The sequence below is a fragment of the Paracoccus sp. TD-10 genome, from assembly GCF_048270675.1.
GTDB lineage: Bacteria > Pseudomonadota > Alphaproteobacteria > Rhodobacterales > Rhodobacteraceae > Paracoccus > Paracoccus pantotrophus.
This window is the reverse complement of sequence record NZ_CP182420.1, coordinates 434,972-457,735: the sequence shown is the minus strand read 5'-3', so window position 1 is coordinate 457,735 and position 22,764 is coordinate 434,972. Positions and strand designations below refer to the sequence as shown.

Here is a 22,764-nt window from a genome sequence, read left to right as displayed (position 1 = left end):
CGGGGCCTTTTTTATGCGCAGGGCTGGGGCGGGCGACCGTCAGCCGGAGGCGCAAACCGCCCGGCGCTTGGCCATCATCTGCTTGATGTCGAAATATTCCTCGGCCGCGAATTCGCGCGACAGCCGGAACTTCTGGATCTTGGTGGTGGACATCGGCCATTCGGTGACGAAGCGTACATAGCGCGGCACCTTGTAGCTGGCGATGCGGCCCAGGCAGTAATCCACCACCTCCGCCGCCGTCAGCCGCGCGCCCGGCCGCAGCTCGACATAGGCCGCCGCGACCTCGAACAGATGGCCGTCGGGCACGGCGATGACCTGCGCCAGCTCGATGTCCGGGTGGGTGCAGAGATAGCTTTCGATCTCCAGCGCCGCGACATTCTCGCCGCCGATCTTCAGCATGTCCTTGAGCCGGCCGTCATAGGTGACGATCCCCCCGGCATCGACATAGCCAAGATCGCCGGTGCAAAGCCAGCCGTCGGCGCGCAGCACCTGCGCCGTCGCCGCCTCGTCCTTGAGATAGCCGCTGAACCGGCAAAAGCCGCGCAGCCGCAATTCGCCGCGGGTGTCGGGCGGCAGGCGCCGGTCGGTCTCGGGGTCGAAGGCGGCGATCTCGAGCCCGTCGAAGGCCTTGCCGGAATGGGTGAAGGGATCGTCCGCCGGATCCCAGGGATCGGACCAGACCGGAACGCCGCTGCCCTCGGTCAGCCCGTAGGCATTGACGAAACGCACCCCCGGCAGGCTTTCGCTGTAGCGCCGCAGCAGGTCCGCCGGCCCCACGCAATGCAGCAGCCGGACCGAGGACAGGTCGGCCTCGGCAAAACCCGGATCGTTCAGGATGCCGCCGACGATGGTCGGGAAGGACACATAGGCGAATGTCGCCCGCTCGTCCTGCATCTGGCGCAGCGCCTCCTGCGGCTTGAAATGGCCGGTACAGATCTGCATCGCACCCGCGGCCCGGCAGGCCGCCATCGGCAGCATCGAGGACATGTGGAAGAACGGCATCGGGTTGTAGACCACGTCCTCGGGGCCCAGCCGGAAGCGCCGGGCAAAGGACATGCCGATCTGCGACAGGTTGCGGTGGCTGAGGATGCAGGCCTTGGGATGCGCCGTCGTGCCCGAGGAATAGATGATCAGCGCATCGCTTTGCGACGGGATCTCGTCGCGCAGCCGCCGGGCCTGGTCCAGATGCGTGGGCGTCGCGGCCGCCAGGAAGGCGGCCTCGTCGGGCCAGACCGTCTCGTCGGGGTCGCCAAAGTTGAACAGGCGGCGCAGATGCGGCGCGGCGGCCAGCGACAGCGGCGCCTTGCCGTCCCAGCCCTGCAATTCGGGATAGATCCGCACCAGCATGGCGCGGAAATCCATGAAGGACTTGGCCTGGCCGCCGATGAACAGGAAACCGGCCTCGGCATGGTCCAGCGCATAGACCAGGTCCGCCTCCTTGAAGCGGGCGTTCAGCGTGATGGCGCAAGCCCCGATCATGCCCGCCGCGTAAAGCAGCTTGACATATTCCACCGAGTTCGGCCCCAGGATGCCGATGCGCGTGCCCGGCCCCGCCCCCTGGGCCAGAAGCGCCGCGGCATAGCGTTCGGCCTCGGCCAGCATCTGCGCATAGCTCAGCCGCTCGCCGTCCAGCAGCAGCAGCGGCCGGTCGGGCCAGCGGCTTGCGGATTGCGCCAGCACCCGCGCATTGGTGTGCTGCCCCGCGGCCTCGACTTCGGCCGGGGGCGCCAGGGTGGTTTCGCTTTGCGACATGGTCTTTCCTTAAACTTGGGCCGGCGCGCCGGCCGCCCATTCGCGCGCGGCAGGGCTCAGCAGCCAGTCGAAGGCGTTTCTCAGCAGCTTGCGGAATGCCGGATGGGCGAAGGTCGCACCGTCGTTGCCGCATTGCAGCGTGACCGTGGGCGACCGGCCGGAAACCTTGGCCCAGCCGATCAGGTCGGTGCCCCGCGGCGGCGTCCAGCCGTCCGAGGTCCACATCCGCGCCGCAAGCGCATTCCTGGCAGAGTGGAACCGCGCCGGGTCGAAATCGGCCCGGGCGCGCAAAAGCGGCACCACCTCTTCCAGCATCTCGAAAAGGTAAAGCTCGTCGGTCAGTTCGAAACCATCCTCGAGCCCCCGGGTCACGGGATGCGCGCCCACCGGCTCGGCCCGGTAGGTGACGGGGAACAGGTAGCCGGAATCGGGATGTGCCCGGCCCTTGTAGCACCCCGGCTGATAAAAGAACCGCGCGCCGATGGCCTCGGCATATTCGTCCCAAAGCGGCCAGCCCGCGATGGCATGGTGCAGAAACAGCAAGGGCTTGCCGCTGGTCAGCAGGGCGCGGAACCCGGCCTTGAAGCCCTCGTCCGGCTCGATCAGGTCGGGCGGGTTCGGGGTGCGGAACTGGATGCCCGGCACGTCGTAGAACAGGATCAGGTCATGGTCCTGCCCGCCGCCGCAGGCGATCAGCCGCGCGGCGGCGGGCTGTTCCACATGCGTCCAGCTGATGCCGTTGAGCGAATCGAAAAGCGCGCAAAAGGCCGTGCGATCATAGGGATGGCCCTTGGTCACCACCAGAAGCCTCACCTTGGCATCGTAACGGATCAGCATGGGCGGGGCCGTCAGAACTGGACGCGCTTGGTGAAGCCGCCGTCCACGACCAGGTTGACGCCATTGATCCAGCTTGCCGCGTCCGAGGCCAGGAAGGCGATGGCGCGGGCCACCTCATCGGCCTCGCCCATGCGGCCGTCGGGCTGCTGCGCCAGGATCGAACGGAAGAACGCCTCGTCCTGCTGGCGCACCTGGTCCCAGGAGCCGCCCTCGATCATGATCGGGCCGGGCGAGACCGTGTTCACCCGCAGCCCGCGCTTGGCATGGGCCTGCGACAGCTGCTTGCCATAGGTGATCAGCGCGGCCTTCAGCGCGTTATAGGCCATCGGGCCGATGAAGGTCTCGACCGCGGCCGTGGTCGAGATGAAGACGACATTGCCCGAGCCCTGCGCCTTGAAGGTCGGGAACAGCGCATCAAAGCCGCGCACGCAGCCCATCAGGTCGATCTCGAAGGCCTTGTACCAGCTTTTCTCGCCATCCATGCCGCCGCCGGCCGAAACGCCGGGCACGAAGATGTCGACGCCGCCCAGTTCCTCGGCGGCCTGTTGCAGCCAGGTCTTGTAACCCTCGGCATCCTTGACGTTGGCGGTTCCCCCGATGATCCGCGTACCGTAGGGCTTCAGTGCCTCGACGGTGGCATCGACCTCGTCCTGCTTGCGGGCGCAAAAGGCGACATCGGCGCCTTCCTGAGCCAGGATTTCCACCAGGCTGCGGCAGATGCCACGGGTCGCCCCCGTCACGATGGCGCGCTTGCCCTTCAGTCCCAGATCCATGCTTTCCTCCTTGGTTTCGCGCGCGCCACGGGCATACGCGCCAATGGGGCAGGCCGGCGCGATTCCGGCCGGTCGCCGCAGATGAAGCCAAAACTGCACCGGATCGGGCGGAATTGCAATATACAATTATGGCATTCTTTGTATAACAAGCCCCAGAATCGCCTGAAACAGAGGAAGCCATGCAGGATTATGATGTCATCGTCGTGGGTGCCGGGCCGGGCGGCTATGTCGCGGCGATCCGCGCAGCGCAGCTGGGCCTGAAAACCGCCATCGTGGAGCGCGAGCATCTGGGCGGCATCTGCTCGAACTGGGGCTGCATCCCGACCAAGGCGCTGCTGAAATCGGCCGAGGCGCTGGAAACCGCCCGCCGCGCCGCCGATTACGGCGTCCGGGTCACGGGCGAGGTCGCGGCCGATCTGGCGGCGATGGTCGAACGCTCGCGCGGGGTCGCGGGCCGCATGGCCGGTGGCGTCGCCATGCTGATGCGCAAGAACCGCATCGACGTGATCTGGGGCAAGGCGCGGCTGGACGGTCCGGGCGCCGTGACGGTCGAGGCGGCCGCGCCCCATCCCCGCAACGCCGGCGCCCAGCCGCCCAAGGGCGCGCTGGGGGCCGGCCGCTATACCGCGCGGCATGTCATCCTGGCCACCGGGGCGCGCCCGCGCGTCCTGCCGGGGCTGGAGCCCGACGGCCGGCGCGTCTGGACCTATTTCGAGGCTCTGGCTGCGACCGACCTGCCCGGCCATCTGCTGGTGGTCGGCTCGGGCGCCATCGGCATCGAGTTCGCGTCTTTCTTCGCCGCGCTTGGCGCGCCGGTGACGGTGGTCGAGGCGGCGCCGCGCATCCTGCCGGCCGAAGATGCCGAGATCGCGGATTTCGCCCGCCAGCAATTCGCCCGGCGCGGCATCGCCTTTCATACCGGCTGCACGGTGACGCAGCTTGACCGGGGCCCGGCCGGCGTAACCGCCACGCTGCGGGGCGGCAAGGGCGAGACGCGCAGCATCGAGGCCAGCCATGTCCTGGTCGCCGCGGGGGTCGAGCCCAACAGCGAGGATCTGGGCCTGGCCGAGGCCGGCGTGGCGCTGGAGCGCGGCTTCGTGCGCACTGACGCCCTGGGCCGCAGCAATGTTGCGGGCATCCATGCCATCGGCGATCTGGCCGGCGGGCCGATGCTGGCGCACAAGGCCGAGCATGAGGCGGTGATCTGCGTCGAGGCCATCGCCGGCCAGAACCCCCATGCGCTGAACCGCGACCGCATTCCCGGCTGCACCTATTGCGATCCGCAGATCGCCTCGGTCGGGTTGACCGAGGAACGGGCGCGGGCCGAGGGGCGCGACGTCGCGATCGGCAAGTTCCCGTTCCTCGCCAATGGCAAGGCCATCGCGCTTGGCGCCGACCAAGGGCTGGTCAAGGTCATCCACGACCGCAAGACCGGCGAGCTTCTGGGCGCGCATATGGTCGGGGCCGAAGTGACCGAGATGATCCAGGGCTTCGTCCTGGCCATGGAGCTGGAAGGCACGGATCGCGAACTGGCCGAGGCGGTCTTTCCGCACCCGACCCTTTCCGAGACGATGAAAGAGGCGGTTCTCGCCGCCATGGGCCGGGCGATCAACATCTGACGGCCGACAGCCGGGGCCCGGATCGTCCTGGCCCCGGCGGTTTCGTCAGGCGCCGCCGGGCACCTCGCGCCCCGCCTGCCGGGCGATGTCGCGCGCGGCGATCCAGCCGAAGGTGACGGCCGGGCCGATGGTCGCACCCGCTCCGGGATAAGAGCCGCCGAACACGTTCGACTGGTCGTTGCCCGCCGCGTAAAGCCCGGCGATGGGCCGGCCGCCCTGCCCGATCACCCGCGAATGTTCGTCGGTCTTCAGGCCCTTGTAGGTGCCGATCTCGCCCGGATAGATGCGCACCGCGTAATAGGGGCCCTTGTCCAGCGGCCCCAGCGCCGGGTTGGGGCCGTGGTTCTCGTCGCCCTGATAACGGTCATAGGCGGATTCGCCCCGGTGGAACTCGGGGTCGCGCCCCTCGGCGGCATGGCGCGAGAAATCGCGGATCGTGTGGGCCAGCGCCTCGGGGTCGATGCCCAGCTTGCGCGCCAGCGCCTCGGGCGTGGCGGCGCGCGTCAGGTAGCCGTTGCGCAGGTAACGCCCCTTGGGAATCGGGAAGGGCCGGACGAAGCCCATGCCCCAGCGGCGGATCGCCCGGTCGTCGCCGATCAGGAAGGCGCGGTCGGCGCCGCGGCTTTCGAAGGCGTCCAGCATGGCGGGCACCAGGTCGTGATAGGGCGCGCTTTCATTGGCAAAGCGCCGGCCGTCCGGCAGCACCATGATGAAGCCCGGCTTGTTGCGGTCGGTCAGGTGCGGCCAGACGCCGTTCTGGTCCACCGCCCCCGGCAGGCGCGAGGTCGGCAGCCAAGCGGCGGGTTGCAGCAACTCGGCATTGAACTGCGCGCCGACCTCCTCGGCCATGCGGATGCCGTCGCCGACATTGGTGACGGGCGCGGGCGTCACCGGCTCCATGGTCCGGGCATGGCCGGGATATTGCCGGGCGCGGCGGTCCTTGTCGCGCGGAAAGCCCCCCGCCCCCAGCACGACGGCATGGCGCGCCAGCACCCGCACCGGCTTGCCGTCGCGCAGGATCTCGGCCCCGACGACGCGGTCGCCCTCGCGGATCAGCCGCTCTGCCGGGGCGTTCAGCCAGAACGGCACGCCCAGGTCATGCGCCGTCCGCGCCAGCCGCGCGATCAGCGCCCGGCCGCGCACGATGCGCTGCGACGATCCCTTGAGCGCCAGGTCCATGAAATGCCGCGCCATGCGGCGGATCACATAGGCCATCGCCTTGGGCGAGCGGCCCGCCGCCAGGAACTGCTTCATCTCCAGCGTCGAGCCGATGGCCAGCCCCAGGAACAGCGTCTGCGGCAGCTCGCCCTTGAGCGTCTTCATCAACTCGCCCATCTTGGCCGCGTCGTAATCCATCGTCCCGACCGAGCGGATGCGCGAGCCGCCCTCGGTCTCGGGGTGATAGTCGGGAAACTCCATCGGATAGAATTTCACCTCGGTATGGTCTTCCAGGTACTCGACCATGCGCGGGGCATGTTCCAGATAGGCCTCGATCCGGGCCTCGTCATAGCAATTGCCGGCCTCGTGGCGCAGATAGGTCCGCACCAGGTCGCCATCGTCCTCGACCCCCAGCCGGGCGCCAAGCGCCTTGGCATGGCGGCTGCCCGGCACCCACAACACCCCGCCCGAGGTCGCGGTGGTGCCGCCGAACTGGCCGGCCTTTTCGGTGACAAGCACCTTGAGCCCGGCCTTGGCGCAGGTCACGGCCGAGGTCAGCGCCCCCGCCCCCGAGCCGATGACCAGAACGTCGCAGGTTTCTGTCTGGGTCATCCTTGCCTCCTTCATGGATTGTCCGCCCGCTGCACGCGCCTCGCGCAGCGGCCAAGGGAAAGAAAACCGGCAGGTTCAGATCTGCGCGAAGGCGTCGCGGCAGATGATCACGCGGCCCTCGGAATCGAGATAGCCCATGTCCCCGGTCTTGAAGAAACCGCTGCGGTCCAGCACCTTGCGGCTGGCGCGCAGGTCGTCGTGATAGCGCAGCATCAGCGGCGCGCCGCGAATCCAGATCTCGCCGATCTCGTAAAGCAGCATGTCCATCGAGGTGCGGGGATCGACGATCATCACCTCGACGCCGCGCAGCGGCCGGCCGGCGGTGGCATGCGCGGTATGCGGCGGGTCGCGCGGGTCCGAGCAGATGGCGATACCCGCCAGCTCGGCGCGGACATAGCTGTTGAAGATGTGGCTGTGCGGCAGGGCGCGCTGCCAGCCGCGAACCAGCCTCGCATCGCCGCTAAGCAGGACCATGCCCGGCTGCATCTCGGGCGCGGGCGGGCTTTCGGCGAGGGGCGGCGGCAGATCGGCCAGGATCAGATGGCTTGCCGGCGCCGAAAAGGCCGGCAGGTCGCACAGCGCCGCCCCCGAAAGCAGCGCCGCCAGTTCAGCCGTCAGCCGGGCGGCATGGTTCAGCGGCAGAGGCACCGCCAGCCGCGACCCCGGCCCCATCCCATAGCGCGCGGCCAGGCCCCGCGCGGCGCAAAGCAGCGCCCGGTGGCTCAGCACCACGCCGCGCGCGGTGTCCTGCCGGCCCTCGCCGTAAAGCACGACGGCGGGATGGTCGGGCAGAACCCGCCCGGCGCGTTCGGTCAATTGCCCAAGGTCGGGCGCATCGCCCTGGGCCAGCAGCTCCTCGCAGCCCAGATGGCGCACCGCCGCAAGGTTCGTGCCGCAGCCCGCGCCCTGCGGGCGATGCACCAGCAGGCGCAGGCCCGAGCCCTGGAGCGCCATGGTCAGCCGGGCTTGCGGCAGGCTGGGCTCCAGCGGCACCACCACGCCGCCCAGCCACCAGATCGCCGCGCAAAGCGCCGTCCGCTCGGCCGAGGGCGGCATCGAGACGCCGACCCGCTGGCCGCGGCGAAGCTCGGCCGCAAGCAGACCGGCAGCAAGGCGCAGGATACGGTCGCGCATCGCCGCGTGGCTGGTCTCGGCCCCTGCCGCGACATGCGCGGGCAGGTCGCCCCAGGATGCACCCGCCAGGGCACCGCCGATCGCCGGCTCGCCCAGCCGAAAGCCCGTGCCTATCGCCCTGTCCACGCCCATGCCCCGCCTGCCGTCATACCACGTTGAAATGCTCGGGCACGCCGGCGGGCCAGACCGTGCCCCACATCTGCATGCCGCCGTCGATGGTCAGCACCTCGCCGGTGATGAAATTGCCTGCATCCGAGGACAGGTAGGCCACGCCCTCGGCAATGTCCCAGCCGTTGCCCATGCGCCGCTGCGGGTTGACGTTGCGAAAGCGCGCGGTGGCATGTTCTGGATATTTCGACAGCCCTTCCGAGGCGATGGCGCCCGGCGCGATGCAGTTCACCCGGATGTTCAGCGGCGCCCATTCCGTCGCCACCGTCCGGCTGAGATAGATCACCCCCGCCCGCGCCGCACAGGTATGCGCGGCCTGCGGCATGCCGCGCCCGACATGGGCCACGATCGAGATGACGTTGCCGGCCTCGTCCCGGTCGCGCCAGCGTTGGGCGGCGCCCTGCATCATCCACCACGTCCCGTTCAGGTTCAGGTCGATGACCGAGTTCCAGCCCTTGCGCGAAAACTCGATGGCGTCCTGCGGGAACTGGCCGCCGGCATTGTTCACCAGCGTATCGAGCCCGCCCCATTCGCCGAAGACCCGGTCCAGCAGCGCATCGACCTGCTCGGGATCGCGAATCGACATCGAAAAGTAATCGACATGCCGGCCGGTCAGGCGCTTGACCGCCTCTTGCGCATCGGCCAGCACCTCTTCGCGCCGGCCGGCGATCATGACCCTGGCGCCCAGCCGCGCCAGCAGGAAGGTCATCGCCCGGCCCATGCCGGTGCCGCCGCCGGTGATCAGGAAGCGCTTGCCCGCGAAAAGATCGGGGGCATAGATCGTCGGGCGGCTTGCCAGTTCCTCATCGGTCAGGAACCATTGAAATCCGTGCGGGCCTGCCGCCGAGGGCTGTGCCATTTCGTTCATATCCGTGTCCCATTGGCGAAATTTGCGTCCCGGCCCTGGTTGAAGGCCGCGATCCCCTCGCGGCTGTCGGCCGAGTTCATCAGCGCGGGGCCGTGCCGGTGGCCCCAGTCGATCGCGGCTTGCAGCGTCTCGTCCCGCGCCACCTCGTAAAGCTGCTTGGCAAGGCGCAGGCAGTGCCAGGAATTGGCCAGGACCTCCTCGGCCAGGGCGACGGCCTCGTCCAGCACCCGCTCGCCCGGCACGACGCGATTGACCAGCCCCAGCGCGGCGAATGCCTGCGCCGGATAATGGGCACCCGAAAAGATCACCTCGAAAGCCTTCTGCCGCGGCAGGATCTGCGCCAGCCGCTGCACGCCGCCGGCAAAGGCGACCATGCCGCGGCGGATCTCGGGCAGGCCGAAGACCGCGTGATCGGCGGCGACCACCAGGTCGCAGGCCAGCGCCGCCTCGCATCCGCCGGCGACGGCCGCGCCGTTGACGGCCGCGATCAGCGGCTTGGGGCAGCGCCGCTCGGTCACGCCCAGGAAGCCCGCGCCCGGAACCAGCCCGGTGCCCGAGCCGACCTGACCGGCCTCCTTCAGGTCCATGCCGGCGCAGAAGGCGCGCTCGCCGGTGCCGGTCAGCACGATGGCGCCGACGCTGTCATCGGCCTCGGCATGGCACAAAGCCTGATGCACGCCGTAAGAGGTGGCGCGATCAGCCGCGTTGCGCAATTCGGGCCGGTCGATGCGGATGATCGCCACCGCGCCGCGCCGTTCATAGCGAACGGTCGGAGGAAGGACGGGCAGGTCCGGCATGGCTCAGGCCTGCTCGGTTTCCGCAGCCGCCTCGGCCGGTTTCCAGTTCTCGTCCCAATAGGGCTGCAACAGCGGCTTGACGCGCAGCGCCTCGGGCACGCGATCGGCTCCGATGCGGCGGTCGAGTTCCTCGTGCCAGTGATAGATCCGGCGTTCCTGATAGTTCAGCGGGAAATCCCGCAGCCCGCTGGACATGGCGGCGATCTGGATCTTGTCGGCGAATTGCAGGTCTTCTTCCAGGATCGCGGCGAAGTTGCGGATGCGCATGTCCCAGACCTCGGGACGCGGCCCCTCGCCCCAATGCGGCGCGAACCAGTAGACGTCGATCGACATGGTGTCGATGGTTTCCGGCCAGAAGGCCAGGACCGGGATCCCCCAGGGCGAAACCGGCGTGACCAGGTTGGGATAGGCCATCAGCGACAGGTTGGTGTCGCCGAACCAGGGATCGACGCCCTCGATCTCGGGCAGGCCGCGCACGCCGGGGTCTTTCCAGCCCTCGCGCTTGAAGGGCGTGACCATGCGGGAATGGCCGTGTTCGTAAAGCGTGATGGCCGAGCCGCGGTGGTCCAGGAACCGGTCCACGGTGTTCTGGTGGATCGACTTCAGGTGATAGACCTCGAGGAAGGCGTCGATCAGGATCTTGACGTTGCATTTCACCTGGATCGTCGACTTGTCGATCAGCGCCAGCGTGTCGGGCTTCATCTCGTCCAGCGCCTGCGCCACCGGGCCAAGATAGTCCCGAAGCGGCATCGCGTCGGCATCGAGGTTCACGAAATACAGGTTGCCGATATTCTCGCAGCGCACCTCGACCAGCGAGCGGCAGCTGAGATCCAGCCCGACGAAATCCCGCCGGTCGCGCAGGTTGATCAGCTCGCCGCGCGTGTTGTAGGTCCAGCCGTGATACTTGCAGGACACGCCGCGCGACTTGCCCGAAGGTTCGGTGACGACCGGCGCGCCGCGATGGCGGCAGGTATTGTAAAAGCAGCGGACCTTCTGGTCCTCGCCGCGGATGAAGAACAGCGGCTCGCCCAGGCGCGACCACTGGATATAGGAGCCGACCTCGGGCAATTCGTCGGCATGGACGGCATAGAGCCAGGTCTTGCGCCAAAGATGCTCCATCTCCAGCGCGAAGAAGGCGGGATCGGTATAGCGCAGGCCCGGCAGGTCGGGAAATTGCGGGAAGCCCTCGGGCGGCCCCCCGCGCGCGCTTTCGTAAGCCTGCTGATCCAGGATACGCTGCTTTTCTTGCGGATTCATCGCCATTCCTCCCCAGAAGACGCTGATACGATCAGGCCACGGGCGGAACAGCATCCGACCCGGCCGATTAATTTGTATTTTTATAGATCATTACTGCATACGCAAGAACAAAATTTGTGGATTGGAAATCGGCAGGAAGATCAGCTGGCCCGGACGCGCTCCTCGTTCATGGCGATGTAATCGGCCAGGATATCGCCTTGGACCTTGGTATGCTTGCGGAATTGTTCGGCCGCCCGCTCGACGTCCTGGGCCAGGATCGCCTCCAGAATCGCGCGGTGATCCTCCAGATTCGACTGCGACTGGCCCGGATAACCCAGCTGGAAGCGGCGATAGGGCACCAGCTTGCTGCCGAGCTTGTTGGTCATGTCGATCAGTTCCTTGTTATGCGTGCCGTCGATCACCAGCAGGTGGAACTTGCGGCTGAGCGCATAATAGCTGTCCTGGTCGCCGGCGGCGAAGGCGCGTTCGGACTGTTCATGCACCTCCTTCAGCGCCGCGCGCTCTTCCGGGGTCATCCGCCGGGCCGAGTATTTGGCGCAGATCGATTCCAGTTCGGACATCACCTCGAACTGCCGGATCAGGTCGGTGACATCGGTCATGGTGACGACCGCACCCTGGCGCGGACGCTTTTCCACGATGCCGGACTCGATCAGTTGCAGGATCGCCTCACGCACGGGGGTACGCGAGACCTCGAAGCGGCGCGCAAGCTCCTCCTCGTCCAGCGAGCTTCCCGGCGCGATGGCGCCCGAGAAGATGTCCTGTTCGAGCGCGAGTCGAACCTTCTCCGAATGCGTCATTCCGGCAGATCGTGCCATTTTTCTTCTCCTTCTCTGCCCATGAGCTTGACCCGGTCGAAACAGGCTTCCCATATACGCCAGGTGGCAGCAGATTGTATGCTTACACTTCAGCACCAGCGTATTCCAAGCCCGAGTCGCTCTGCAATACTGTTGCCGCATGGCAGGTACCGGCATCGGCTGGAAGCAGCCCTGTTTTGCACTCCGTCGGCCCGCGGCAAGGAAAATCTCATGCCGGTGATAATTGTATATTGAAATGCGGAGAAAAATACACAACACTGTCGCCACGGAGGGGAGGATCAATGCCGGACAGCTTCGATCCCGTGGGAAACAAGGCCCGCTCGCGCCTGGGCGCCATCGTCCAGATGGGCTATGTCGTGCCCGATCTGGAGCGCGCGCTGGTGCATTGGACGCAGACGCTGGGCGTTGGCCCGTTCCTCGTCACCCCGCGAATCGACTATGCCGCGCTGCATTATCGCGGCCGGCCGATCCAGGTCGAGAACGCGGTGGCGCTGGCTTCCTGGGGCGGCATGCAGATCGAGATCATCCAGCAGACCGGCGGCGACGATTCGATGTTCACCGATTTCATCGCACGGCGGGGCGGCGGCCTGCATCACCTCTGCCTGCTTTCCGGGGATCTGGACGCCGATCTTGCCGCCTGGCAGGCCAGGGGCGTCGGGGTGCTGATGGGCGGGCGCACCGCGGCCGGCATTCCCTTTGCCTATCTGGACAGCGACCCGCTGGACCAGGGCCGGGTGATCGAGATCGTGCAGCCCACGGCCGGGCTGAAGAAATTCTTCGCGCGGCTGGAATCGCTGGCGGCCGATTGGGACGGCTCCCGGCCCATCCGCTATCTCTAGCCGATCGACAGACAAGGACGCCAGATGCCACGAATCACAGCCACGGACCGCGACGGAAGCGTGAAGGAGTTCGACGCAGCACCCGGAACCAGCCTGATGGAGGCCCTGCGCGATGGGGCAGGCCTCGACATCGCTGCGATCTGCGGCGGTTCCTGTTCTTGCGCGACCTGCCACATCTATGTCGCGCCCGACTGGCTCGACCGCCTGCCGGAGCAGCAGCCCGACGAACGGGAACTGCTGGAATTCATGGAAACCTATCGCGAAACATCGCGGCTGAGCTGCCAGATCCCCGTGACCGACGACCTTGCCGGGCTCGAGGTGACGCTGGCGCCCGAGGAATAGCCGCCGTCATCGCAGCAATAAGGGGCCCGGCACCAACGGGCCGGGGGGAAAGATGTCAGCAACGCTCAATTACACGGCCACCACCACGGTCGGCGATCTTCTGGTCCGGGCAACGGCACGGACGCCGGACAAGGACGCGATCCGGTTTCCCGATCAGAACCGCAGCTTTCGCCAGTTGCACCAGGCCGCCATGCTGCGGGCCCGCGAACTTTACGGCCTGGGCGTGCGGCCTGGCGACCATGTCGGGATCTTCCTGCCCAGCTGCATCGAATACCTGGAGTATTATTTCGGGCTGGCCTATCTGGGCGCGGTCTCGGTGCCGATGAATGCCCGCTATCGCGAACACGAGCTGCGCTACCAGACCGTCAACGCGGATCTGGTGCATATCGTCTCGACCACACAGGTGGCCGAGGGGCTGGATTTCCGGGCGCGGCTGCACCAGGCCTTCCCGGCCCTGCGCGACGCGCCGGCAGACCAGCCGGTCAGCCTGCCCGAGGCCCCGCGCCTGCGCGGCATCACCTTGCTGACCGACGAGCCCTCGGCCGGATGCCTGCGCCAATCCGTGTCGCAGGGTTTCGCCGCCGAGGTCGAGGACGCGCTGATCGACCGGCTGCGCCGGGCCGTCACGCTGCGGCAGACGGCGCTGATGCTGTATACTTCGGGGACGACCTCGAATCCGAAAGGCTGCATGATCAGCCACGAGGCCCTGGTCCGCACCGGCATGGGCCTGGCCGAGCGTTACGGGATGACCGACCAGGACGCCTTCTGGTCGCCGCTGCCCATGTTCCATGTCGGCGCGCTTTTCCCGCTATGCGCGGCCTATCATGCCGGCGCCACCTATATCGGCATGCAGCATTTCGACGCCGGCGCGGCACTGCGGCTGGTGCGCGAGACGCGGCCGACCATCGGCTATCCCAGCTTTGCCCTGTTCCTGTCGGACATGGTCTATCACCCGGATTTCCGCGCCGAGGACATGGCATCGCTGCGGCTCATCAATTGCTCGATGGCGCTGAGCCCGGAGCCGTTCCGCGAGCTGATGCGCAAGAGCTTTCCCAACGCGGTCTTCGTCGGCACCTATGGCATGACCGAAACCGCCGGCACCGTGACCACCAGCGACCCCGCCGACAGCGAGGCCGAGCGCCTCAACCGGCTCGGCCGCCCCTTCGACGGGCTGTCCGTGCGCATCGCGCGCGAGGACGGTGCCGAGGCCGCACCGGGCGAGATCGGCGAGATCTGCGTCAAGGGCTTCTCGATCTTCACCGAATATTACGGCGATCCCGAAAAGACCGCCGAGGCCAAGCGCGACGGCTGGTTCCATACCGGCGACCTGGGCTCGATCGACGCGGCCGGCACGCTGATGTTCCACGGCCGGGCCAAGGACATGCTGAAGGTGGGCGGTGAAAACGTCGCCGCGCTGGAGATCGAGATGGTCGTGGCCCAGCATCCCGCGGTCAAGACCTGCCAGGTCGTCGGCAAGCCCGACGCGCGGCTGCAAGAGGTGCCGGTGGCCTTCGTGGAACTGGTGCCGGGGCAAAGCGTGGACCCGGCCGCGCTGATCGCCTATTGCAAGACGCGCATCGCCAGCTTCAAGGTGCCGCGCGACGTCCATTTCATCGCGGAATGGCCGATGTCCGCCAGCAAGATCCAGAAATTCAAGCTGCGCGACATGGTGCAAGAGATGGCGGCGGATCGCTGCGCCGCCCAATAATCCATCACAAGTATTTTTACTTCGATCTACAATATTTTTATATCCATCTATGATATACATAGTATTGTGGAGGAAGCCGAGAATCCGTCACGGATCGCGAAGGAACGCGATCCGATACCGGGCGACCGTCAGGTCAACCCGCCGTTCACATTCCTGGGGAGGAAACCGTCGTGAAACTGTCCAATCTGTTCGCCACCTGCACCGCAATGGCGTTGCTGCCCGCCATGGCCGCCCAATCCGACGAATATCACGTGGTGGTCCTGCAAGCCCTGACCGGTCCCGCCGCCTTCATCGGCACCGCCGTCGCCGACGGCATGCGCCTGGCCGAGCAGCAGATCAACGAGCAGGGCCTGCTGGGCGAGGGCAACACGCTCAAGGTCACCTATGCCGATGACGCGACCGACCGCACGCAGACCATGTCGCTGATCGCGCGCTATGCCAACGATCCCTCGATCCTGGGCATTCTGGGTCCGACCAGCGGCGCGGTTGCCATCGCCGGCGCGTCCTCGGGCAACCAGTACAAGGTGCCGGTCGTCACCACGACGAACACGCCCGAGGTGCTGGACCAGGGCCCCTGGTCGTTCATCCTGACCCAGCCGCCGGAAATCACCATCCCCTATCTGGTGGATTACGCGGCCGATGTGAAAGGCGTGAAGGAATGCGCCATCATCGGCATCCGCGACATCGAGGCCTATGTCGCGCTGCAAAAGCAGTTCGAGAAGCTGATGGCGGACAAGGGCGTCAGGATCACCACCGTCGAGCAGGTCGGCGGCACCGATTCCGACTTCTCGTCGGTCGCGACCAAGATCGCCACCTCGCAGCAGGATTGCGTCTTCGTCTCGGCCTCGGCCTCGCAGGGGGCGAACATCATCGTCCAGCTGCGCCAGGCCGGGCTGGACCCGGCGACGCCGGTCTTCGGCCACAATGCCTTCGCCTCGCCCGAGTTCCTGAACCGCGGCGGCGCGGGCGTCGAGGGCGTCACCTTCATCGCCGACTGGGTGCCGGGCGGCTATGACGATTTCACCAGGGCCTTCGCCACCGAGTTCAGCGAGAAATTCGGCCACGAGGCCGACAACTGGAACGCCGTCGGCTATGGCGGAATGCTGGTAATGGCCAACGCGCTGAAATCCATGCCCGAACCCACGCGCGAGGCGTTGCGCGACCAGCTGGGCAAGACCAGCGAGGTCCGCGTGGCCGCCGGCCAGGGCAGCTATACGCTGGACGAGAAACGCTTTCCGCATGTCGGCATGAACGTGCTGACCGTGCAGGACGGCGCCTTCGTCCAGGCTCCGCGCTGAACGCCCGCGCGCCATGGGCCGGGGCGCCAAGCGCCATGGCCGCAACCCTTTTGGACGGACCACCGGGATGCTACTGCAACAGATACTCAATGGAACGGTGTCCGGCGCGATCTATGCCCTGTTCGCGCTTGGCTTCACGCTGATCTTCGGCGTGCAGAAACTGCTGAACCTCGCCCATGGCGCGATCTTCATGGCCGGCGCCTTCATCGCCTATTACGCGACCGCGCAGGGGCTGCCCTTCTGGTTCGCGCTGCTGCTGGCGACCGTCGCGACCGGGGCGATCTCGGTCGTGGTGGATTTCGTGGCCTTCCGGCAATTGCGCAAAGCGGGCCATGCCGAATTCGCCGCCATCGTCACCTCGATCGGGGTGGACCTGATCCTGATGAACATCGCCCAGCAGGTCTCGAACACCAAGGTGCTGAGCTTTCCCTTCGGCACCTTCCCGGTCAAGTTCTTCAGCTTCTGGGGGATGCGCATCTCGCTGTTGCAGCTGACCATCCTGGGGCTGGTGCTGGTCCTGGTGCTGGCCCTGGCCTATTACATCAACCGCACCAGCTTCGGCCGCCAGGTGCGCGCGGTGTCCAGCAACGAGCATGCCTCGGCGCTGCTGGGCATCTCGGCCAGCGCGGTCTATCGCCAGACCTTCTTCATCGCCGGGGCGCTGGCGGGGCTGGCCGGGGTGCTGATCGGGCTGTCCTTCAACTCGATCCACTTCATGATGGGCGAGCCCTTCCTGCTGCAAGCCTTCGTCGTGGTGGTGATTGGCGGGCTCGGCTCGCTTCAGGGCGCGGTGGTCGCGGCCATCCTGATCGGGATCATCCAGTCGCTGACCATCGCCTATCTGTCCAGCGAACTGTCCACCGCGATCATCTTCGCGCTGCTGTTCGTCACGCTGCTGTTCTTTCCGAACGGCCTGTTCGGACGCGCCGGCAACTATGCAGGAGGAAGCCGCAGATGATGTCCTTTTACTATTCCTATCAGCCGCTCATCGACTTCTTCCTGATCGCGGTCGGGCTGGGCTACAGCCAGCAGCTGGCGCTGCGCGCGGGCGTGTTCTCGATCGCCACCGCGGGTTTCTCGGCGCTTGGCGCCTATGCCACGGCGATCCTGGTGACGCGATACGGCGTCCCGGTGCCGGCGGCCATCCTGGTCTCGGCCGTGGTGGGCATGGCGGTCAGCTATGTGCTGTCGGTGCCGCTGGCGCGGTTGCGCGGCGCCTTCCAGGCCATCGCCACGCTGGCCTTCGTGCAGGTGGTGATCGCGCTGCTCTTGTATTTCGAAAGCTTCACCGGCGGCGCCATCGGCATCTCGGGCATCCCGCGGGTGATGAATACCGGCTGGCTGCTGCTGGCGGTGCTGGTCACGATCTACGTGATCTGGTCGATCAACCGCACCTCGGTCGGCCGGGTGTTCAACGCGCTGCGCCAGGACGATTCCGTCGCCGCCTCGCTTGGCGTGCCGATCAAGTCCTATTACGCGCTGGCCTTCGTGTTGTCGGGGCTGATCGGCGCGGTCTTCGGGGCGCTGCGTTCGCTTTACGTCTTCAACATCGAGCCGGTGGATTTCGGCTTTCACGCCATGGTGGCCAGCCTGACCGTGGTGGTGCTGGGCGGGCGCAACACGCTCCTGGGCCCCATCGCCGGGGCGCTGATCATGGCGATCCTGCCCGAACTGGCGCGCCCGCTGGCCGAGAACCGCGGCATCCTGAACGGGGTGATCCTGATCCTGGTCATCACCTTCCTGCCGAACGGCGTGGGCGATGAGCTGGTCTACTGGCTGCGCCGCCGCCTGCGCCGCGCGCCCAAAACCATGTCCAAGCGGAAGGAGGGGGCCGATGTCGTCGCTGCGGATTGAGAACGCCTGCAAGTATTTCGGCGGGCTGAAGGCCGTCGACGGCATCAACATGACCGTCCCCGCCGGCCGGATCACCGGGCTGATCGGCCCGAACGGCGCCGGCAAAAGCACCGTCGTCAACATGATCTCGGGCGTCTACAGCCTGACCAGGGGCGAGGTCTACCTGGACGACCAGCAGCTTACCCGGCTGCATGTGGACGAGGTCGCCCGCCGCGGCATCGCCCGCACCTTCCAGAACATCCGCCTGCTGCCCGAGGAAAGCGTCCTCGACAATGTCGTCATCGGCTATTTCCGCAAGCAGCAGAGCGGCGTCATGGCCAGCCTGATGGGCCTGCCCGTCGCCCTGGCCGAGACCCGCCGCCTGCGCGAGCAGGCCTGGGAGCTGCTGGGCCGCTTCGGCATCCAGAAATATGCCGATTACGAGGCGGGCAGCCTGCCCTATGGCCACCAGCGCCGGGTCGAGATGGCCCGCTCGATCGCCGCGGCGCCGCGCATCGTCATGCTGGACGAACCGGTGGCCGGCATGAACGAGGTCGAATCCGCCGAAATGGCCGAGATCTTCGAGGATCTGGCGCGCTCGGGCATGGGGCTGTTGCTGATCGAGCATAACGTGGCCTTCGTCTCGCGCCTGTGCAGCCAGGTCTATGTGCTGGATTCCGGCCGCATGATCGCCGAGGGGCCGCCCGAAACCGTCACCCGTGATCCAAAGGTCATCGAGGCCTATATCGGAGGCAAGGCCGATGCTGCTTGAAGTCAGGAATCTGAGCGTCTCCTACAAGGGCATCCAGGCGCTGCGCGATGTCAGCCTGCATGTGAACCGCGGCGAGATGGTGGCGCTGGTCGGCTCGAACGGGGCGGGGAAATCGACGCTTCTGAACGCGCTGAGCCGGACCGTGGTGCCGCAAGCGGGGCAGGTCGTCTTCGACGGCAAGGATCTGGGCCGCATGGCCGCCTTCCAGGTCTCGCGCCAGGGCCTGCTGCATGTCCCCGAGGGGCGGCAGGTGCTGGCCGACATGTCGGTCTGGGAAAACCTGCAACTGGGCATGCTGGCCCTGGGCCAGCGGCCGGCGCGATACAGTCTGGACCAGGTCTACGCGCTCTTCCCGATCCTGGAGGAGCGTGCCGATCAGATCGCCGGCACGCTGTCGGGCGGCCAGCAGCAGATGCTGGCCATCGGCCGGGCGCTGATGGGGGCGCCCGAGATCCTGCTTCTGGACGAGCCGTCGCTGGGCCTGTCGCCATTGATGAGCGACCAGGTCTTTGACGCGCTGACGCGGCTCAACCGCGAGGGGCTGACCATCCTGCTGGTCGAGCAGAACGCCTATCGCGCGCTGGAATGCACGCAGCGGGCCTATGTGCTGGATCGCGGCCGGATCGTGATGGAGGGCGCATCGGAGATGCTGATGCGCGACCAGCGGGTGATCGAAAGCTATCTGGGCGCCTGAGCGGACATGGCCGAACGCATCCTGACCCTGCACCAGCTCAGCCTGCGCGACACCGACCCGGTGGCGCTGGTCCAGACCGCCGGGGCGACGGGCTTTCCCTTCGTCACGGTGTTCCTGCACCCGCCGGCGCCGCAGCTCGACATCTTTCCGCGGCTGCTGCCCGGCCCTCCGACACGGGCCTTCGTGCAGGCGCTACAGGCGGACGGCGTGCAGGTCCACAATATCGAGGCCCTGCCCTTTTCCGGCCGCACCGATCCCGCCGGCTACCTGCCGGTGCTGGACCATGCCGCCGAGATCGGGGCGCGGCGCGCCACCGTGCTGATCTATGACCGCGACCTGGCCCGCGCCTCGGACCGGCTGTCGCAGACCTGCGACGCGGCTGCCGCGCGCGGCATCGCCCTGTCCATCGAGTTCATGGCGTTTTCCTCGTTGCCCAGGGTGGGCGAGGCGGCAGATTTCGTGCGCCAGAACGGCCATGCGAACCTGAGCCTGCTGGTCGATCCGCTGCACCTGGCGCGCACCGGCGGCAGCCCGGCCCAGCTTGCCCCCCTCGCCGACACCATCGGTGCGCTGCAATTCTGCGACGCGATGCTGGCCGCGCCCGAGGACGCCTTTCGCGAGGCGGTCGAGGATCGCGCGATACCGGGCGAGGGCGAGCTGCCGCTGCAAGCCCTGCTGGACGCCACCGATCCCGGCCTGCCGCTGGATGTCGAGGTGCCGATGCTGCGGCTTGAGAAACAGGGGCTGGATCCCATCGCCCGCGCGCATCTGCTGAAACGGGCGCTGCGGCGCTATCGGCTGTGAAGGGCGCGGCCGTCAGCCGCGCCGCACCAGCACGCGGCGGCCGGAAATCCTGACCTCGACCCTGGGCAGGTCGCTGCAAAGCGAGGACATGGCCTTGCCGGTCGAGCAGTCGAACCGGGCGCCGTGCTTGGGACAGATCACCACGTTGCCTTCGACCTCGCCCTCGGACAGGCGGGCGAAGTTATGCGTGCAATTGCCGGAAAAGGCGACGATCTCGCCGTCGCGGCGGCACAGGATCACCTCGCGCCCGCCGGCGGTGACGAACCAGGGGCCGGCACTTGGCACCTGCATGACCGCGCCGACATCGACGAATTCCTCGGCATCGGCGCCCAATCCTCTCGGGATCATTCCCTGCCCTTTCCTTCTTGCCGCCAGATTTCGGGGGAAACGCCGGGCCGGTCAACCCGGCCCGGCACCTGGATCAGGCACGGCGCTGGTTGAAACGGCGCCCGACCATGGCGGCGGTGATGTTCACCTTCTGGATGTCCACCGCGCCGCCGGCGATGCCCCAGCCCCAGGAATCGCGCAGCCGGCGCTCCATCGGATATTCCTTGGAATAGCCGTAACCGCCCATCAGCTGCACGGCATTGCCGGTCACTTCGCGCGAGATCTCGTTGGCAAAGCATTTCGCCAGCGAGCTGTCCAGGATCGAGGGCATCCCGTCCTGGGCGTTCTGCGCCGCGCGATGGATCAGCAGCCGCGCCGCATCGACGCGCAACCGCATCTCGGCCAGCTTGATCTGCACCGCCTGGAAATCAACCAGCGGCCGGCCGAACTGGTGGCGCTCCTGCACATAGTCCAGCACGTCCTCGAGCGCGCCGGAGGCCTGGCCCAGCGACATGGTGGCATTGCCGCAGCGTTCCAGGTCGAAGGCTTCCATCAGCCGCTTGAAGCCGCCGCCGGGCACGACGACATGCTCCAGCGGCAGCTCGACATTGTCGAAGAACAGGTCGCTCGACGGCACGCCGCGGAACCCCATCAGCCGCTCCTGCGGGCCGAAGCTGAAGCCGGGCATGCCCTTTTCCACATAGACCGCACCGATCGAGCCCGCGCCCGGCCTGTCGTCGAAACGGGCATAGACCAGATAGCCCTCGGCATGGCCGCCGCCGGAACACCAGCGCTTCGAGCCGTTCAGCACGACCCTGTCCGATTCGATGCGGGCGCGGGTCTTCAGGTCGGTCAGCGCCGAGCCGGCATCGGGTTCGGACATGCCGATGGCGACCACCTTTTCGCCGCGGCAAACGGCGGGGATCACGCGTGCCTTCAGGCTTTCGGGCGCGAAATGCTCGATGGCGCGCACCGGGCCGACGCAGGATTCGAAGACCGGAAACGCCACGGCGGAACTGATCTTGGCGAACTCCTCGACGACCAGCAGCGCCTCAAGATTGCCCAGCCCCATGCCGCCATATTCCTCGGCCACGTTGATGCCAAGGAAACCCAGCTCGGCATAGCGCCTGACCCATTCATGCGGGACTGGCTCTGCCTTCTCCTCAAGCTCGCGGGCAAGATCCACCAGCTCGCTGCGGGCGAACTTGCGCGCCGCCTCTTGCAGGTCACGCTGGATCTCGGTCAGCCGGAAATCCATCCTCTCCTCCAAAAATACATTTAATGCTTATCTAGTATACATATGACCTATGCTTTGAACATATATAAATTGACACGCGCGCAAGAATCGACCAGTTTCCGGGTGCAAGACGAGCGGGAGAGGGCCATGCAACAAAGCCGCACCGACATCCTGAAGGCCTATCGGCAGATGCGGATGATCCGGGACTTCGAGGAAAGACTGCATATCGAGAATCGCAGCGGCGAAATCGCCGGCTTCACGCATCTGTATGCGGGACAAGAGGCGATCGCCGTCGGCATCTGCGAGCATCTGACCGACCGCGACTATATCAGCTCGACCCATCGCGGGCATGGCCATTGCATCGCCAAGGGTTGCGACCCGCGGCTGATGATGCACGAAATCTATGGCCGCGCCGACGGGCTGTGCAAGGGCCGCGGCGGCTCGATGCATATCGCCGACATCGACAAGGGCATGCTGGGCGCGAACGGCATCGTCGGCGGCGGGCCGCCCATCGCGGTCGGCGCGGCCCTGGCCTGCCAGGCGCGCGGCGACGGCAGCGTGGCGGTATCCTTCGGCGGCGGCGGCTCGTCGAACCAGGGCACGGTCTTCGAGGCGATGAACATGGCCGTCGTGCTGAAGCTGCCCAAGATCTTCGTCTTCGAACTGAACGGCTATTCCGAACATACCGGCGAAGGCTATGGCATCGGCTCGGACCTGGCCGGGCGGACGCGGGGCTTCGGCCTGCCGGTCTTCGAGGCAGATGGGTTCGACTATTTCTCGGTCCACCAGGCGATGGCGGATGCGCTGGAGCATGTGCGCGCCGGCAAGGGCCCCTGCGCCCTGATCGCCGAGGCGACGCGCTATTTCGGCCATTTCGAGGGCGATCCCCAGAACTACCGCGCCAAGGACGAGGTCAAGACCCTGCGCGAGACCCGGGACGCCCTGCTGCGTTTCCGCCGGAAAGTCACCGAGGCCAAGCTGATCGAGGCCGCCGAGCTCGATGCCATCGACGCCGAGATCGCGGCCTTCATCGAGGATTGCGTGGCCTCGGCCCGCAAGGCGCCGGCACCGGGGGCCGAGATCATGCTCTCTGACGTCTATGCCGATTACTAGGACCGCA

Annotated in this window: 22 protein-coding genes; 11 read left to right on the top strand and 11 right to left on the bottom strand. The window is 66.9% G+C overall.

Features of this window, described 5'->3' with window-relative positions; translation table 11 throughout:
- Positions 1-39: 39 nt before the first annotated feature.
- Genes ACNKFW_RS20985 through ACNKFW_RS20975 form a run of 3 tightly spaced genes read right to left on the bottom strand, consistent with a single transcriptional unit; the run spans position 40 to position 3,362 of the window.
- Positions 40-1,752, bottom strand: coding sequence for a class I adenylate-forming enzyme family protein (locus ACNKFW_RS20985; RefSeq protein WP_333484447.1), 1,713 nt, complete (start codon positions 1,750-1,752; stop codon positions 40-42).
- A gap of 9 nt (positions 1,753-1,761) precedes the next feature.
- Positions 1,762-2,589 (bottom strand): ThuA domain-containing protein, encoded by an 828-nt coding sequence (locus ACNKFW_RS20980; protein ID WP_333484446.1) that lies wholly within the window; start codon positions 2,587-2,589, stop codon positions 1,762-1,764.
- An 11-nt stretch (positions 2,590-2,600) separates the two neighbouring features.
- Positions 2,601-3,362, bottom strand: coding sequence for an SDR family NAD(P)-dependent oxidoreductase (locus tag ACNKFW_RS20975; RefSeq protein ID WP_024844845.1), 762 nt, complete (start codon positions 3,360-3,362; stop codon positions 2,601-2,603).
- Between the two features lie 179 nt (positions 3,363-3,541).
- Here ACNKFW_RS20975 and lpdA point away from each other — a divergent pair, with 179 nt between their 5' ends.
- Positions 3,542-4,981 (top strand): dihydrolipoyl dehydrogenase, encoded by a 1,440-nt coding sequence (lpdA, locus tag ACNKFW_RS20970; RefSeq protein WP_333484444.1) that lies wholly within the window; start codon positions 3,542-3,544, stop codon positions 4,979-4,981.
- 45 nt (positions 4,982-5,026) lie between these two features.
- On the opposite strand, the gene ACNKFW_RS20965 is transcribed toward lpdA, so the two are convergent.
- The 6 genes from ACNKFW_RS20965 to ACNKFW_RS20940 all read right to left on the bottom strand — a co-directional run bounded on the left by ACNKFW_RS20965 (position 5,027) and on the right by ACNKFW_RS20940 (position 11,790).
- On the bottom strand, positions 5,027-6,751 hold the full coding sequence (locus ACNKFW_RS20965) for an FAD-dependent oxidoreductase (RefSeq protein WP_123130426.1): 1,725 nt from the start codon (positions 6,749-6,751) through the stop codon (positions 5,027-5,029).
- Positions 6,752-6,826: 75 nt separating this feature from the next.
- Entirely contained in the window at positions 6,827-8,011 is a 1,185-nt protein-coding gene (locus ACNKFW_RS20960) for a class I adenylate-forming enzyme family protein (protein ID WP_333484443.1), read from the bottom strand.
- A 19-nt stretch (positions 8,012-8,030) separates the two neighbouring features.
- Positions 8,031-8,921: an SDR family oxidoreductase gene (locus ACNKFW_RS20955; RefSeq protein WP_147429404.1), complete on the bottom strand. Its 891-nt coding sequence runs from the start codon at positions 8,919-8,921 to the stop codon at positions 8,031-8,033.
- The gene (locus ACNKFW_RS20950) at positions 8,918-9,718 is read right to left on the bottom strand and encodes an enoyl-CoA hydratase/isomerase family protein (RefSeq protein ID WP_333484442.1); all 801 of its coding nucleotides are present in this window, start codon (positions 9,716-9,718) and stop codon (positions 8,918-8,920) included. Before ACNKFW_RS20950 ends, ACNKFW_RS20955 begins: the two co-directional genes overlap by 4 nt.
- A 3-nt stretch (positions 9,719-9,721) precedes the next feature.
- A complete protein-coding gene (locus ACNKFW_RS20945; RefSeq protein ID WP_123130438.1) occupies positions 9,722-10,975 on the bottom strand; it encodes an aromatic ring-hydroxylating oxygenase subunit alpha in 1,254 nt (417 codons plus the stop codon).
- 140 nt (positions 10,976-11,115) lie between these two features.
- Positions 11,116-11,790, bottom strand: coding sequence for a GntR family transcriptional regulator (locus ACNKFW_RS20940; protein ID WP_024844838.1), 675 nt, complete (start codon positions 11,788-11,790; stop codon positions 11,116-11,118).
- Between the two features lie 281 nt (positions 11,791-12,071).
- Here ACNKFW_RS20940 and ACNKFW_RS20935 point away from each other — a divergent pair, with 281 nt between their 5' ends.
- The 9 genes from ACNKFW_RS20935 to ACNKFW_RS20895 all read left to right on the top strand — a co-directional run bounded on the left by ACNKFW_RS20935 (position 12,072) and on the right by ACNKFW_RS20895 (position 20,080).
- Positions 12,072-12,629 carry a VOC family protein gene (locus ACNKFW_RS20935; RefSeq protein WP_333484441.1) on the top strand — a complete coding sequence of 186 codons (558 nt, stop codon included), beginning with the start codon at positions 12,072-12,074 and terminating at the stop codon, positions 12,627-12,629.
- 24 nt (positions 12,630-12,653) lie between these two features.
- Positions 12,654-12,971, top strand: coding sequence for a 2Fe-2S iron-sulfur cluster-binding protein (locus ACNKFW_RS20930; RefSeq protein WP_024844836.1), 318 nt, complete (start codon positions 12,654-12,656; stop codon positions 12,969-12,971).
- A 52-nt stretch (positions 12,972-13,023) separates the two neighbouring features.
- Complete coding sequence (locus ACNKFW_RS20925) at positions 13,024-14,679, top strand: class I adenylate-forming enzyme family protein (RefSeq protein WP_024844835.1); 1,656 nt, start codon at positions 13,024-13,026, stop codon at positions 14,677-14,679.
- Between the two features lie 170 nt (positions 14,680-14,849).
- Complete coding sequence (locus ACNKFW_RS20920; protein WP_147429402.1) at positions 14,850-15,977, top strand: ABC transporter substrate-binding protein; 1,128 nt, start codon at positions 14,850-14,852, stop codon at positions 15,975-15,977.
- Positions 15,978-16,044: 67 nt separating this feature from the next.
- On the top strand, positions 16,045-16,935 hold the full coding sequence (locus ACNKFW_RS20915) for a branched-chain amino acid ABC transporter permease (protein ID WP_024844833.1): 891 nt from the start codon (positions 16,045-16,047) through the stop codon (positions 16,933-16,935).
- The gene (locus ACNKFW_RS20910; protein WP_024844832.1) at positions 16,932-17,831 is read left to right on the top strand and encodes a branched-chain amino acid ABC transporter permease; all 900 of its coding nucleotides are present in this window, start codon (positions 16,932-16,934) and stop codon (positions 17,829-17,831) included. Before ACNKFW_RS20915 ends, ACNKFW_RS20910 begins: the two co-directional genes overlap by 4 nt.
- Positions 17,812-18,582, top strand: coding sequence for an ABC transporter ATP-binding protein (locus tag ACNKFW_RS20905; protein WP_028710202.1), 771 nt, complete (start codon positions 17,812-17,814; stop codon positions 18,580-18,582). The genes ACNKFW_RS20910 and ACNKFW_RS20905 overlap by 20 nt, the downstream gene beginning before the upstream one ends.
- On the top strand, positions 18,572-19,276 hold the full coding sequence (locus ACNKFW_RS20900) for an ABC transporter ATP-binding protein (RefSeq protein WP_036747717.1): 705 nt from the start codon (positions 18,572-18,574) through the stop codon (positions 19,274-19,276). The genes ACNKFW_RS20905 and ACNKFW_RS20900 overlap by 11 nt, the downstream gene beginning before the upstream one ends.
- A gap of 6 nt (positions 19,277-19,282) precedes the next feature.
- On the top strand, positions 19,283-20,080 hold the full coding sequence (locus ACNKFW_RS20895) for a sugar phosphate isomerase/epimerase family protein (RefSeq protein WP_024844829.1): 798 nt from the start codon (positions 19,283-19,285) through the stop codon (positions 20,078-20,080).
- A 12-nt stretch (positions 20,081-20,092) separates the two neighbouring features.
- On the opposite strand, the gene ACNKFW_RS20890 is transcribed toward ACNKFW_RS20895, so the two are convergent.
- Positions 20,093-20,428 (bottom strand): Rieske (2Fe-2S) protein, encoded by a 336-nt coding sequence (locus tag ACNKFW_RS20890; RefSeq protein WP_028710201.1) that lies wholly within the window; start codon positions 20,426-20,428, stop codon positions 20,093-20,095.
- Positions 20,429-20,501: 73 nt separating this feature from the next.
- Positions 20,502-21,665 carry an acyl-CoA dehydrogenase family protein gene (locus ACNKFW_RS20885; protein WP_024844827.1) on the bottom strand — a complete coding sequence of 388 codons (1,164 nt, stop codon included), beginning with the start codon at positions 21,663-21,665 and terminating at the stop codon, positions 20,502-20,504.
- A 126-nt stretch (positions 21,666-21,791) separates the two neighbouring features.
- On the opposite strand from ACNKFW_RS20885, the gene ACNKFW_RS20880 reads away from it, so the two are divergent.
- Entirely contained in the window at positions 21,792-22,757 is a 966-nt protein-coding gene (locus ACNKFW_RS20880) for a thiamine pyrophosphate-dependent dehydrogenase E1 component subunit alpha (RefSeq protein WP_333484440.1), read from the top strand.
- The last annotated feature ends 7 nt before the right edge of the window (positions 22,758-22,764 follow it).